The organism is Sphingobium aromaticiconvertens (genome assembly GCF_037154075.1).
Lineage (GTDB): Bacteria > Pseudomonadota > Alphaproteobacteria > Sphingomonadales > Sphingomonadaceae > Sphingobium > Sphingobium aromaticiconvertens.
Genome location: NZ_JBANRJ010000001.1, coordinates 974750 through 987778 on the forward strand (window position 1 = coordinate 974750; position 13029 = coordinate 987778).

At 62.4% G+C, this 13029-nt stretch carries 13 protein-coding genes; 10 read left to right on the top strand and 3 right to left on the bottom strand.

Annotated elements, in window-relative coordinates; all coding sequences use genetic code 11:
- Positions 1 to 2 precede the first annotated feature (2 nt).
- Positions 3 to 731: a pyridoxine 5'-phosphate synthase gene (locus tag WFR25_RS04855; protein WP_336969079.1), complete on the bottom strand. Its 729-nt coding sequence runs from the start codon at positions 729 to 731 to the stop codon at positions 3 to 5.
- A 7-nt stretch (positions 732 to 738) separates the two neighbouring features.
- Positions 739 to 1320 (bottom strand): orotate phosphoribosyltransferase, encoded by a 582-nt coding sequence (gene pyrE, locus WFR25_RS04860; RefSeq protein ID WP_336974684.1) that lies wholly within the window; start codon positions 1318 to 1320, stop codon positions 739 to 741.
- Positions 1321 to 1548: 228 nt separating this feature from the next.
- Between pyrE and coxB the strand changes: the two genes are divergently transcribed.
- The 10 genes from coxB to WFR25_RS04910 all read left to right on the top strand — a co-directional run bounded on the left by coxB (position 1549) and on the right by WFR25_RS04910 (position 10296).
- Positions 1549 to 2538, top strand: coding sequence for a cytochrome c oxidase subunit II (coxB, locus tag WFR25_RS04865; RefSeq protein ID WP_336974687.1), 990 nt, complete (start codon positions 1549 to 1551; stop codon positions 2536 to 2538).
- Between the two features lie 17 nt (positions 2539 to 2555).
- Positions 2556 to 4250, top strand: coding sequence for a cytochrome c oxidase subunit I (gene ctaD, locus WFR25_RS04870; RefSeq protein ID WP_336969081.1), 1695 nt, complete (start codon positions 2556 to 2558; stop codon positions 4248 to 4250).
- 83 nt (positions 4251 to 4333) lie between these two features.
- Entirely contained in the window at positions 4334 to 5248 is a 915-nt protein-coding gene (locus WFR25_RS04875; protein ID WP_336969084.1) for a heme o synthase, read from the top strand.
- A complete protein-coding gene (locus WFR25_RS04880) occupies positions 5245 to 5382 on the top strand; it encodes a hypothetical protein (protein WP_336969087.1) in 138 nt (45 codons plus the stop codon). Before WFR25_RS04875 ends, WFR25_RS04880 begins: the two co-directional genes overlap by 4 nt.
- Entirely contained in the window at positions 5382 to 5957 is a 576-nt protein-coding gene (locus tag WFR25_RS04885) for a cytochrome c oxidase assembly protein (RefSeq protein ID WP_336974689.1), read from the top strand. Before WFR25_RS04880 ends, WFR25_RS04885 begins: the two co-directional genes overlap by 1 nt.
- 43 nt (positions 5958 to 6000) lie before the next feature.
- Positions 6001 to 6831, top strand: coding sequence for a cytochrome c oxidase subunit 3 (locus WFR25_RS04890; protein ID WP_336969090.1), 831 nt, complete (start codon positions 6001 to 6003; stop codon positions 6829 to 6831).
- A gap of 87 nt (positions 6832 to 6918) precedes the next feature.
- Positions 6919 to 7314 carry a DUF983 domain-containing protein gene (locus tag WFR25_RS04895; RefSeq protein ID WP_336969092.1) on the top strand — a complete coding sequence of 132 codons (396 nt, stop codon included), beginning with the start codon at positions 6919 to 6921 and terminating at the stop codon, positions 7312 to 7314.
- 2 nt (positions 7315 to 7316) lie between these two features.
- Entirely contained in the window at positions 7317 to 7973 is a 657-nt protein-coding gene (locus WFR25_RS04900; RefSeq protein WP_419723193.1) for an SURF1 family protein, read from the top strand.
- 44 nt (positions 7974 to 8017) lie between these two features.
- Positions 8018 to 9418 (top strand): threonine synthase, encoded by a 1401-nt coding sequence (thrC, locus tag WFR25_RS04905; RefSeq protein ID WP_336969094.1) that lies wholly within the window; start codon positions 8018 to 8020, stop codon positions 9416 to 9418.
- A gap of 8 nt (positions 9419 to 9426) precedes the next feature.
- The gene (locus WFR25_RS04910; protein ID WP_336969097.1) at positions 9427 to 10296 is read left to right on the top strand and encodes a class I SAM-dependent methyltransferase; all 870 of its coding nucleotides are present in this window, start codon (positions 9427 to 9429) and stop codon (positions 10294 to 10296) included.
- A gap of 184 nt (positions 10297 to 10480) precedes the next feature.
- On the opposite strand, the gene WFR25_RS04915 is transcribed toward WFR25_RS04910, so the two are convergent.
- Positions 10481 to 12910, bottom strand: a complete 2430-nt coding sequence (locus WFR25_RS04915; protein WP_336969099.1) for a TonB-dependent receptor — start codon at positions 12908 to 12910, stop codon at positions 10481 to 10483.
- Positions 12911 to 13029: the final 119 nt, after the last annotated feature.

Here is a 13029-nt window from a genome sequence, read left to right on the forward strand (position 1 = left end):
TTTCATCGGGCCAGATCCATCTGCCGCCGCATCTCACGGATGCTGGCCTCCAGCCCGCCGAAGATCGCCTCGCCGATCAGGAAGTGGCCGATATTGAGCTCGGCGACCTGCGGAATGGCGGCGACGGGTCCGACATTGTCGAAGGTCAGGCCGTGGCCTGCATGGGGTTCGATGCCGTTTTTGGCCGCCAGCGCCGCGGCGTCAGCCAGCCGCCGCAATTCGCCAGCCCGTTCTTCGCCCACCAGATGGGCGTAGCGGCCGGTGTGAAATTCGACCACCGGCGCGGCAAGCCGAATCGCCGCCTCAATCTGTACCGGGTCCGGTTCGATGAACAGGCTGACACGGATGCCCGCATCGCTCAACGCGCCGACGATTGGTTTGAGCGCTTCGATCTGCCCGGAGGCGTCCAGCCCACCTTCGGTCGTGCGTTCTTCACGCTTTTCCGGGACGATGCAGGCGGCGTGCGGACGATATTTTAACGCAATGCCCAACATTTCCTGTGTCGCTGCCATCTCCAGATTGAGTGGCACGGTCAGCGCGGCCATCAGCGTGGCGATGTCTTCATCGCGAATATGCCGTCGATCCTCCCGCAAATGAGCGGTGATACCGTCTGCGCCAGCCTTGGCCGCCAGCAGCGCCGCCTTCACCGGATCGGGATGCTCGCCACCACGCGCGTTACGGATCGTCGCGACATGGTCGATATTGACGCCCAGGCGAAGATGCGTGCTCATGGTCGGATCAGGCCTTTCGGCTGCCCGGCTTGATTGCCGGGATCTCCGCCAGTTCAGGCGGCACCGCGTCTGCATCATAGACCGGGAAGTTGATGCTGACGAGCGGGTAGAAGGGTACGCCCAGTTCGACTTCGCCCGCCGACCGGTCGACCAGCGCGACCTCTGCGATCACGATTCCACCCTCGGCTGCCACGGCATCGATCGCCTGGCGGGAGGAAAGGCCCGTGGTCACCACATCCTCGACCATCAGCACCTTCTGGCCGGGTGTGATCGCGAATCCGCGGCGCAATTCGAACGTGCCCTCAGGCCGCTCCAGAAACACCGCGTCCTTTTCCAGTGCGCGCCCGACCTCATGGCCTATAATAAGGCCACCCATCGCTGGAGAGACGACCAGATCGATCTCGTTGCGCAGTTCACGGGGCAACTGTTGCACGGCGGCGCGGGCCAGTCGCCCAGCCCGGTCAGCATTCATCAACACGCGGGCGCATTGCAGATAATTGCCGCTACGCCGACCCGAAGACAGGATGAAATGTCCTTCGAGCAGGGCGCCAGCCGCCCGAAATTCCGCCAATACCTCTTCGTCCGTCATGTTCGTGCCGTTCATTACTGCGCCCCGGTGCGCGGGGGCTGTGCGCGGTGAGCGAGATAGGCGGGCCACTGGCGCGTTGCAACAGCGAAGAAAATCTGCTCCAGCACGCTTGAGGCATTAAAAAACCATGCCTATAAGCCGCGGCTGACCGACCGGGCGGGGGAGATGCGCGATATGCGTGCCCTTCGTCGCAACGGCGCCAAGGGGTTACGGGGTATCGAGACGCTTATGAAGATGGTGAAATCGCTTGTTCTCGCCGGGTTGCTGGCTTTTGCCCCGACCCTTGGCCTGAGCGGTCAGGCAATGGCGCAGGACAATGCCGCCGCGACGGCCGCACCGGCCGATTCGGCTGACGCCAATGTCGCCAATGCGACCGCCGCCGCACCTGCGGTCAAGGTTGCTGCCCCTCCGCGCATGAAGCCGACCGAAGGCATCGGTATGCCGCGTCCGGGCGAATATACGTTGCAGGAACAGTTCAGCCCGACCGGCCACACGGCTCGCTGGCTGCATGACAAGATGCTGTTGCCGATCTGCTTCATCATCTCGATCTTCGTTCTGATCCTGATGATCTACGCGATGATCAAGTTCCGTCGCTCGGCAAACCCGGTCCCGTCGAAGACCGCGCACAACACGCTGATCGAAGTTCTGTGGACCGTGATCCCGGTTGTCATCCTGCTGGTGATCGCGGTGCCTTCGATCGGCCTGCTCGCCGACCAGTACAAGCCAGCGCCCAAGGATGCGCTGACCGTCAAGGTTACCGGCTACCAGTGGTATTGGGGTTATGAATATCCCGATGCGGGCATCCCCGAATTCGTGTCGAACATGCTGACAGCGGAAAAGGCGCTTGAAAATGGCGAGCCGCATCTGCTGGCCGCTGACAACCGCCTGGTTCTGCCGGTCGGTCGCCCGATCAAGCTGATCATCACTGGCGCCGACGTGATCCACAGCTTCGCGGTTCCCTCGCTCTGGATGAAGATGGATGCCGTTCCCGGCCGCCTAAATGAAAAGAGCCTGACGATCGAGAAGCCGGGCGTCTATTATGGCCAGTGCTCGGAACTGTGCGGCGCGCGTCACGGCTTCATGCCGATCGCGATCGAGGCGCTGCCTCCCGCCCAGTTCGACCAGTGGGTGCTCTCGCAGGGCGGCACGCTGCCGGGCGCCAAGCCCGCGGCGGCAACTGCCGCTGCCGCCGCGCCCGCCGCCCCTGCCAAGCTTTGATGTAAGGTCCGATAGTCATGACCACCATTACCGCAGATCATCACGGCGAGCACGCCCATGATCACCACGACGCCGATCATAAGCCAGCCTTCTTCCAGCGCTGGTTCATGTCCACCAACCACAAGGACATCGGTACCCTCTATCTGATCTTCGCGATCATGGCGGGTATTATTGGTGGCGCGATTTCGGGTCTGATGCGCGCCGAACTGGCGCAGCCGGGCGTGCAGTATCTGCAGACCTGGGCCAATATGCAGCACAGCCTGATGGGCGTTGAGCCTGCCACGCTGGACCAGGCCTATCATCTCTGGAATGCGCTCATCACCGCGCACGGTCTCATCATGGTCTTCTTCATGGTGATGCCTGCGATGATCGGCGGCTTTGGCAACTGGTTTGTGCCGATCATGATCGGCGCGCCGGACATGGCCTTCCCGCGCATGAACAATGTCAGCTTCTGGCTGCTCATCCCCGCTTTTGCGCTGCTGCTTGGCTCGGCGTTCGTGCCTGGCGGCACCGGCTATGGCGCGGGCACCGGCTGGACTGTTTATGCACCACTTTCGACCAGCGGTTCCGCTGGGCCAGCCGTCGATATGGCGATCCTGTCGCTCCATATCGCGGGCGCCAGCTCGATCCTGGGCGCGATCAACTTCATCACCACCATTCTCAACATGCGTGCGCCGGGCATGACCCTGCACAAGATGCCGCTGTTCGTGTGGTCGGTGCTGGTCACTGCCTTCCTGCTGCTGCTGGCGCTGCCGGTTCTGGCCGCTGCGATCACCATGCTGCTGACCGATCGTAATTTCGGCACCACCTTCTATGACGCGGCCGGTGGCGGCGATCCTGAACTGTACCAGCATCTCTTCTGGTTCTTCGGCCACCCCGAAGTGTACATCATGATTCTGCCCGGTTTCGGCATCGTCAGCCAGATCATCTCGACCTTCAGCCGCAAGCCCATTTTTGGTTATCTCGGCATGGCCTATGCCATGGTCGCGATTGGTGTCGTCGGCTTCGTCGTGTGGGCGCATCACATGTTCACCACCGGCATGTCCGTGAACGTGAAGATGTACTTCACCGCTGCGACCATGGTTATCGCAGTCCCCACCGGCATCAAGATCTTCTCGTGGATCGCGACCATGTGGGGCGGGTCAATGACCTACAAGACGCCGATGATGTGGTCGCTTGGCTTCATCTTCATGTTCACCGTGGGCGGCGTTACCGGCGTCGTGCTGGCGAATGGCGGCGTCGATGACGTGCTGCACGACACTTATTATGTCGTCGCGCACTTCCACTACGTCCTTTCGCTGGGCGCGGTGTTCGGTCTGTTCGCGGGCTTCTATTACTGGTTCCCGAAGATGTCGGGGAAGATGTACAACGAGTTCCTCGGCCACCTGCACTTCTGGGTGTTCTTCGTCGGCGTGAACCTGCTGTTCTTCCCCATGCACTTCCTGGGCCTGTCGGGTATGCCGCGTCGCTACCCCGACTATCCGGAAGCCTTCGCCAAGTGGAACCAGCTTGCCACCCATGGCTATGAGATCATGGCGGTCGGCATGCTGATCTTCTTCGTGAACCTCATCTGGTCGCTGGCCGCAGGTAAAAAGGCCCCGGCCAACCCATGGGGTGAAGGGGCGACGACGCTGGAATGGACATTGTCCAGCCCGCCGCCCTTCCATCAGTTCGAAACGCTCCCCGTCATCGACGACGCGGTGCATCACTAAGTTGCATATGGTCGGGGGCGGACATGGTTCGTCCCCGGCCAATCGCCTCTGACGGTTGGGGCGCAGGAATGATGATGAAGACCATGAGCTTCGATACCCGGCCCCAGGCTGAATCCGTGATGCCCGCGCACTGGCGCGACTTCGTGGCGCTGACCAAGCCACGGGTAATGACGCTGGTCGTCTTCACCGGCCTGTGCGGCCTGCTTGCCGCCCCTGGGCATATTCACCCGATCCTTGCCTTCACCGCCGTCCTCTGCATTGCGCTGGGCGCCGGTGCGGCTGCGACCCTCAACCAATGGTATGAGGCGGATATCGACGCAAAGATGAAGCGGACCGCCAATCGCCCGCTGCCCGCCGGACGCATGGATCGCCAGTCGGCCCTGCACTTCGGTGTCGGCCTGTCCTTTTTCTCGGTGCTGTTGATGGGCGTGGCGACCAATTGGTTCGCCGCCGCGATCCTCGCCGTGTCGATCCTGTTTTACGTCTTTATCTACACCATCTGGCTCAAGCCCCGGACGGCGCAGAATATCGTCATCGGCGGCGCGGCCGGTGCGTTCCCGCCTGTCATTGGTTGGGCAGCGGTCACGGGTGATGTGTCGGCCTTGCCGATCGCGCTGTTCATGCTCATCTTCTTCTGGACGCCGCCGCATTTCTGGGCGCTGGCCTTGTTCGTGAAGACCGATTACGCCGCCGCTGGCATTCCGATGCTGCCGGTTGTGTCGGGTGAAGTCGTGACCCGCCGCCAGATCTGGTTCTATACCGCCATCATGGCCGTGGCGGCCATGGCGCCGGTGTTGTTGCGCTTGACGGGGGTCGTTTACGGCACTGTCGCGCTACTTGGCACCGCGCTCTTTGTCGTCTTTGCTTTCCAGGTGTCGCGGCGTCGTGAGACTGATCCGACGCGCATGGCGCCCGAGCGGCGGCTATTCAAATATTCGATCCTCTATCTTTTCCTCCTGTTTGGGGCGGTCGTTGCTGATCGTTGGTTGCTCGTATGACGCCTGAAGAGGAAAAGCAGGTTCGCGCCCGGCAGAAGTCGCGTGCTATCGTCACAGGCCTGTTGCTGGTGGCGCTGGTTGTCCTGTTCTACGGCATCACCATTGCCAAGATCAGCAGCAGTCACGCGATATGATGGCGACGCTTCCCCCTTCACCCTTCGACCGGGATCGTCGCAATCGCCGCACGCTGGTGGCGATGGCGGGGGTCGGGCTGGCGATGCTGGGCCTGGGCTTTGCATCCGTTCCGCTCTACCGCATCTTTTGTGAGCAGACGGGCTTTGGTGGCACCACCGCGCGCGCGGCGGCAGATACGCAGGTGGCGGTGGCCGCAGGGCACACCATGTCGATCCGATTCGATTCCAATGTTCAGCCAGGCATGCCGTGGCAATTCTATCCCGAGCATCGGGTGGACACCGTCACCGTCGGTGCCAAGGACATGGCGATCTTCATTGCGAAGAACATGTCGGACAAACCCGTGACCGGGACCGCCAGCTTCAACGTCACGCCGACTCAGGCGGGCGCCTATTTTACCAAGATCCAGTGTTTCTGCTTCACCCAGCAGACCTTGCAGCCGGGGCAGGAGGTGCGGATGCCCGTACTTTTCTATGTCGATCCCAAGATCCTCAAGGATCCCGACAACAAGGATACGCAGGAAATTACGCTTAGCTATACCTTCTACCCTGTTGAGCAGGACAAGAAGCCAAGCTAAGGCACGAAACAATAACGCGAACGCGAACAGGGAAGACACGCTCATGGCCGGCGCCAAGAACCACGATTATCATATTCTTCCGCCCAGCATCTGGCCGCTTTTTGGCTCATTGTCGGCGCTGGTCATGGCATTCGGCGGGATCATGTGGCTGCATCCCGACGCCATGCCGGCAGGCGGTGGCTGGGTGTTCTTCCTGGGTGTCGCGGGCGTATTGTTCACCTTCTACAGCTGGTGGGCCAATGTGATTGCAGAGGCGCATGCGGGCGATCACACGCCGGTGGTACAGCTGCATCTGCGCTATGGGATGATCCTGTTCATCGCCTCGGAAGTCATGTTCTTCGTCGGCTGGTTCTGGGCCTTCTTCGACTTCTCGCTCTTTCCCAGCGCGCTTGCGCCGATCGAGGGTCTGTTCCCGTCCAAAGGCCTGGAAGTCATGAACGCGTTCGAGCTGCCGCTGCTCAACACGCTGATCCTGCTCTGCTCGGGCACCACCATCACTTGGGCGCATCATGCGCTGATCCATGGTGACCGTGAGGGCCTGAAAAAAGGCTTGTGGTGCACCGTGCTCCTGGGCCTGCTTTTCTCGTCGATCCAGGCCTATGAGTATGTTCATGCGCCGTTTCCGTTTGGCGGCAGCCCCTATAGCTCGGCCTTCTACATGGCGACCGGCTTCCACGGTTTCCACGTCATCGTCGGCACGATCTTCCTGATCGTGAACCTGATCCGCGCCAATAAGGGCGACTTCACCCCCCGTCAGCATTTCGGCTTCGAAGCGGCGGCCTGGTACTGGCATTTCGTCGATGTGGTCTGGCTGTTCCTCTTTGTCGCCATCTATGTCTGGGGCGGTTGGGGCGCGCCGATCCACGGCGGCTGATCGGTTAGCGACCTTTGAAAATATCGAACGGCCGGAGAGCGATCTCCGGCCGTTTCCTTTTGTGACGGCGGCGGCTATGGCTGGGCCATGTCCACGCAAGGCCCGCCCTCGGTGTCATCCGCCACGCCCTTGCTGCTCGCCGCTGCACGAGGGCATTGCCCACGCTGTCACGCGCTGACGTTGTTTGAAGGGCCGGTACGCTTTGCCCCCGCCTGTCGGGGTTGCGGGCTCGACCTCACCCAGTTCAATGTGGGCGATGGTCCGGCCGCTTTCCTCACGCTCATCATCGGCGCGGTGATGGTTGCGATGGCGCTGGTATTGGAACTGAAGGTCCACCCGCCGCTCTGGCTGCACATCCTCCTCTGGACGCCGCTGACGGCGCTGGCGGTGGTCGGTGCGCTCCGACTTGCCAAGGGGGCATTGCTGACCCTCGAATATCGGAACAAGGCACGCGAAGGCCAGATCAAGGAAGCAGGGAAATGATGATGATGATGCGTCGCTCGGCTATCTTGCCCACATTGCTGGTGGTGGCGGCGGTCGCCGTCATGATCGGCCTCGGGGTCTGGCAGCTACAGCGCCGCAGTGAAAAAGCGGCCGTGCTGGCGGTCGCGACCACCAACCCCGGCAAGCCCGCGATCAGCTTCCCGGTGTTGCCACCGGTGCCGCGCGAGCTTCTGTTTCGTCCTTCGTCGGTCCATTGCCTGCATGTCGTGAAATGGCGTGTCGAGGCGGGCAGGGCGGCCGATGGCAAGACCGGCTATCGCCATATCGCGGAATGTTCGACCGGGGTGGAGGGGCCGGGCGTGCTCGTCGTCATGGGCGTCACCCAGCGGCCCGACGCGAAGACGACCTGGACCGGCGGGCAGGTCAGGGGCTGGCTGTCCGAGGAACCCGATCACCGTTCGCTGCTGGTCCGCCTGACGGGCAATGCGCCGCCGCTGCGGCCCATGCTGATCGCGCGGGAACCGGCGCCGGAGTTGAAGGCTGCCGCGCCGCCAACCGCCGACGATATTCCCAACAATCACCTCGCCTATGCGGTTCAATGGTTCCTCTTCGCCGGGATAGCCGTGGTGATCTACGCTATCGCGCTGCGCCGCCGTGCAACCACGCCAGCCACCCCGCCCACAGGCACGAATCCCTAAACAGTTGCACGGGCGTCCGCGCATCGCTACCGCGCTTTCCCATTATGCACTATGTCAGCACCAGGGGGAGCGCTCCGACGCTCGGGTTTGAGGATGTGACGCTTGCGGGCCTCGCATCGGACGGTGGCCTTTATCTGCCGGAAAGCTGGCCGGGCTTTTCCCGTGCCGACATTGCCGCGCTGGCGGGCCTTTCCTATGTCGAAACGGCCGTTCGGGTGATGACGCCGTTCGTCGCTGGTTCGTTGACGCCGGAGGAATTGCGCGATCTTTGCACCGCCGCCTACGGCCGTTTCAGCCACGACGCGGTGACGCCGCTGGTTCAGCTCGATCACCGCAACTGGCTGCTGGAATTGTTTCACGGCCCGACGCTGGCATTCAAGGATGTGGCGCTGCAACTGCTCGGCCAGTTGTTCGAGCGTTTCCTGTCACGCCGGGACGATCATCTGACGATCGTTGGCGCGACCTCTGGTGACACCGGTTCGGCCGCGATCGACGCGGTTGCGGGACGTGAGAAGATCGACATCTTCATGCTGCATCCCGAAGGCCGCGTCTCCGACGTGCAGCGTCGGCAGATGACGACGGTACGGGCGCCCAACGTCTATAACATCGCCATCGATGGCAGCTTTGACGATGCGCAGGCGCTGGTGAAGCGCATGTTCAACGATGCGGATTTCTCCACCCGCTTTAACCTGTCCGCCGTGAACAGCATCAACTGGGCGCGGCTGATGGCGCAAGTCGTCTATTATTTTTATGCCGCCGCGCGTCTGGGCGCGCCTGATCGCCCGATCGCCTTCTCCGTGCCCACCGGCAATTTCGGGGATGTGTTTGCAGGCTATGTCGCGGCCAGGATGGGCCTGCCCGTTGCCCGGCTGGTGGTTGCCACCAACGTCAACGACATCCTTCACCGCGCGCTAAGCGAAGGTGATTATAGTCAGGGTCAGGTCGTGCCGACCGCCACGCCCAGCATGGACATTCAGGTCAGCTCGAACTTTGAGCGGCTGCTGTTCGATGCGGGTGGCCGCGACGGCACCGCGCTGGCGGAGCAGATGCATGGGTTTGAGGGCACGAAGGCCATGCGCCTCACCAACGCCCAGCGGGAAGGCGCGGCCCATCTGTTCACGTCCGCCCGGATCGACGCTGATGCGATGACCATGGCCATGCGCTGGGCCTGGGATTCGGCCGGGCAGATTATCGACCCGCACAGCGCCATCGGTCTGGCCGCCGCGCGTGCGGTCGATCTCGACCCGGAAATCCCGGTCGTCACGCTGGCGACCGCGCACCCCGCCAAGTTCCGCGACGCGGTTGAGCGGGCCACCGGCACTCGTCCACCGCTGCCCTCACGCATGGGCGATCTCTTCGCCCGTGAAGAAAATTACACCAAGCTGCCGGGCACGTTTGAGGCGATCACTGACTTCGTCGCGGAGCGCGCGACTCCGCGCGCCTAGTCCTCGGCATGAACCTCCACACGCTCATCGGCGAGCCTTGGCCCGACTATGGCCTGATCGACAGCGGTAACGGGCGGAAGCTGGAGCGGTACGGAAAGTATCGCTTCATCCGTCCCGAACCGCAGGCAATGTGGACGCCCGCGACCGAGGACTGGAGCGCCGACGCGGAGTTCGTTCCCGGATCGGATGACGAAGGCGGTGGTCGCTGGTTCTACGAACATCCCGTGCCTGCCGAGGGTTGGCCGCTCGCCTGGAAGGAAGTGACCTTTCAGTCCAGTTGCACGCCCTTTCGCCATCTGGGTTTCTTCCCCGACATGGCGCCGGTGTGGGACTGGATGCGCGAACGTACCGCCGACAAGCCCGACGCCAGCGTCATGAACCTGTTCGGCTATACCGGTGTCGGCACGCTGGCGATGGCGGCGAGCGGTGCGACGATGGTCCATGTCGATGCATCCAAGAAATCGGTTGCCCAGGCCCGCGCCAATGCGGAGCTTTCGGGCATGGCAGACAAGCCGGTCCGCTGGATCGTCGACGATGCCGCCAAGTTCGTGGCGCGCGAAGTCCGGCGCGGTCGCCGCTATGACGGCATCCTGCTCGATCCGCCCAAATATGGCCGCGGTCCCGATGGTGAAGTCTGGCGGCTGGAGGAGGATATTCCCGACCTCATCGCCAATTGCCGTCAGTTGCTCGACGCCGATAGCCGCTTCCTTTTCCTCACCGTCTATGCCGTCCGCATGTCGGCGCTGGCGATTGGTGAACTGCTGAAGCAGGCCTTTGCCGATCTGCCAGGCGAAGTCGAGGCCGGCGAACTGGTTGTGCGTGAAGAGGCAAGGGGGCTGTTGTTGCCCACGGCGATCTGGGCGCGCTGGAAGCGCTGAATTAGATCAAAAGTGCTGCCCAATAGCGGCATTTGGTACCGAAAACGGCGATCCAGATAGCCGAACGCAATGTCTTCGTCCGTAACACCACCAAACGCAAGCCGCAGAATCCGAATTCCACAGGATGCCGGACAAGCGCGGTGCCCGCTCCCGCCGTCATCAGGCGACGGGAGCCAGGCGCGCATCAGAATGAAACCCCCAGTTCCACGCCATAAGTGCGACCCCGGTCAAACGCGCCGGTGAACAGCAGCACGGGTGCGCCGAACGCGATGTATCGCTTGTTCAAGATGTTGTCGCCGAACAGCGACAGTCCGACCTTGGCTCCGCCAACCGGCATATCGACCACGCCAAGGCGGCCATTGACCAGCCAGTAGCCGGGCCGGTGGTTGCGGTCCTCCAGTACGTTCTGCCCGGTGAGGATGTTCACCAGCGGGGTCGCGGTCAGGTAATAGGAGCTGCGATACCGTCCCTCGATCAGTGCAGTGGCATGTCCGCCTCTTGCCATTTCGGGCGAATTATACTGCCCGGCAAGTCGCGCCGTCCATTTCGAAAAATAGGTTGGTCGCGCAATGGCGGCGACATCGACGCCGTTGAGAATGAACTGCTTGTACTGAAAGTCGGTATAGGCGGCGCTCCCGCTCAGCGTCACGCCATTGACCGGGACAATGTCTGTCTCCACCTCGAAGCCCTTGATCTTGGCCTTGCCGGCATTGTCGAAAAACTGCCGGCCGTTGATGAAGTTCTGCGTCTGCAAGTCCTTATAGTCATTATAATAGGCTGAGGCGTTGACCCGCACACGGTTGTCGAGGAACTGCGTCTTCGCGCCGATCTCGTAAGAGGTCAGCGTTTCGGGATTGTAGGGAATGCCGCTAAGGATACCGCCTGCGACATAGCCGGTGGCGATCTTGGCGAAGAGTGTGGCGTCGTTCCCCGGCCGCCATGTGGCGATGCCAGTGAAGGTCGCCTTGGAAAAATCGACCTTAAAGTCGCCCACCCCCAGCGAGCCACCCTGCGCGCCCGAGATGGAATCGATTCGCAACCGCCGATCGTCGATCGTGCCGCGTGCGCCGCCGGTCAGGTCGAACTGGTCGGTCAGGTGCCAGGTGAACTGCGCATAGCCCGCCATCGAATGGTTGACGCCATATGTCCGGGTCAGGCCATTGCCGAAGATGCCATCCAGGAAGCTCGGCACGACGGTGGCCGACGGCGTCGGTTGGAGAATACCCAGGACTTCGGTGCCGGGCGAGCGTTCCTCGAAATAGAATAACCCCGCCGTCAACTGATAGCGATGCGTCTGGAGCAGGAACTGCAATTCCTGGCTGAACTGCTTCTGGCTGGTGGCGCGCGCGGACAGCAGCGGGAAGAAATAATCGTTTGGCCCCGGTAGATTGGCGGGGTTGAACAGCGCTGCCTGAATCTGTGCGGGCGTCAGCCCCGGCGTGATGAGCGCGGCCAATTGCTGAACCGTGAAGCGCAGGCCACCCGCCGCGCCCAGGTCGAAGACCACCGGGTCCTGCCGGAACTTGCGGTAGGAGGTAATGCTCTTGACCGTGAAATACTCGCTCGCTTCCAGCGTCAGGGTCAGGCTGTGTCCCTGCGTGACGACATGCTCGGTGCTGGTCGCTGCCGCCACCGCATCCAGCGGACCGGTGCCGGCGTTGGTGATGCCACCGAAGAAAGGTTGCAGCGCCACGATCGGGGCGAGCAACTGGCCCGATGCATCGGGGATCACGCCAAGATTCTGCATGGCGCGGCCGCTTGCTCGTGTGTCGGCATAGTCGAAGCGATAGTCGGCGGTGAGATTGCCGAACTCGCCACGCACCGCAACTTGCCCGCTATCGACATTGCGGCTGCCCAGCCGGTTTACGAAGCGCTGCGTGCCGAACTCGGCCGCGCGCGGCGTGATATTGAGCGACTTGCCGGCCATCAGGTTCCTGACATCGCCGTCAATCTGGTCGTGCAGGTACGACAGGCGCACCGAAAACGGTCCCATCTGTGGCAGATCGAGTGAAGCCTTGCCGCGCCATGCGTCATAATTGCCGTAGGATCCGGTGGCGCGAAGGCCCCATTCGCCCTTTGGCGGCGTGGTGGTGACGCTGATCGCACCTGATGTGGCGTTGCGGCCGAACAGCGTGCCCTGCGGCCCACGCAGCACCTCGATCCGTTGGATGTCCCCGAAATCGAGCAGCGAACCGACCGCGCGACCGATATAGACGCCGTCGATATAGATGCCGACCTTTGGATCGACAGAGTTGCTCGATGTGCCCGAGGCGATGCCGCGGATGATGATTGTGGGGTTGGACTGCTGTCCCTGCGTGTTGATCTGGAGGCTGGGGGCGATACCCCCGAGGCTGCGCACGCTGGTCACGCGTAATTGTTCGATCTGCTGGCTGCTGATCGCGGTCACCGCCACGGGAACCCTTTGCAGGCTTTCCTCGCGGCGCTGCGCGGTGACGATGATTTCCATCACCTGTGCATTGTCGCTGGTGCCCGATGCCTGGGGCATCGCATCCGCCGCGCGGGCGGTGGTTGCAAGGCCGGGTACGCCCCCGAACACGGCCAACGCCAGCGCCGATGCCTGTACCATCAACGCGCGGTTCCATTGTGCTTTCATATATTTTCCCCTCCTGCTTCTGTTTTGTGCGATCATGTCAGTGCGCTGGTCCCGATCCTCCACCCAGGCGCGGCGCGAAAAAAAGGGCGGCTCCGGGCAAGATCGCCCGTGCCGCCCTG

Excerpts from the sequence above, each read along its gene's own strand:
- WFR25_RS04875 (WP_336969084.1), top strand. The coding sequence starts at position 4,334 with ATGAGCTTCGATACCCGGCCCCAGGCTGAATCCGTGATGCCCGCGCAC.
- thrC (WP_336969094.1), top strand. The coding sequence starts at position 8,018 with ATGCACTATGTCAGCACCAGGGGGAGCGCTCCGACGCTCGGGTTTGAG.
- WFR25_RS04890 (WP_336969090.1), top strand. The coding sequence starts at position 6,001 with ATGGCCGGCGCCAAGAACCACGATTATCATATTCTTCCGCCCAGCATC.
- WFR25_RS04900 (WP_419723193.1), top strand. The coding sequence starts at position 7,317 with ATGATGATGCGTCGCTCGGCTATCTTGCCCACATTGCTGGTGGTGGCG.
- WFR25_RS04855 (WP_336969079.1), bottom strand. The coding sequence starts at position 731 with ATGAGCACGCATCTTCGCCTGGGCGTCAATATCGACCATGTCGCGACG.
- WFR25_RS04880 (WP_336969087.1), top strand. The coding sequence starts at position 5,245 with ATGACGCCTGAAGAGGAAAAGCAGGTTCGCGCCCGGCAGAAGTCGCGT.
- WFR25_RS04895 (WP_336969092.1), top strand. The coding sequence starts at position 6,919 with ATGTCCACGCAAGGCCCGCCCTCGGTGTCATCCGCCACGCCCTTGCTG.
- pyrE (WP_336974684.1), bottom strand. The coding sequence starts at position 1,320 with ATGACGGACGAAGAGGTATTGGCGGAATTTCGGGCGGCTGGCGCCCTG.
- WFR25_RS04910 (WP_336969097.1), top strand. The coding sequence starts at position 9,427 with ATGAACCTCCACACGCTCATCGGCGAGCCTTGGCCCGACTATGGCCTG.
- WFR25_RS04915 (WP_336969099.1), bottom strand. The coding sequence starts at position 12,910 with ATGAAAGCACAATGGAACCGCGCGTTGATGGTACAGGCATCGGCGCTG.
- coxB (WP_336974687.1), top strand. The coding sequence starts at position 1,549 with ATGAAGATGGTGAAATCGCTTGTTCTCGCCGGGTTGCTGGCTTTTGCC.
- WFR25_RS04885 (WP_336974689.1), top strand. The coding sequence starts at position 5,382 with ATGGCGACGCTTCCCCCTTCACCCTTCGACCGGGATCGTCGCAATCGC.
- ctaD (WP_336969081.1), top strand. The coding sequence starts at position 2,556 with ATGACCACCATTACCGCAGATCATCACGGCGAGCACGCCCATGATCAC.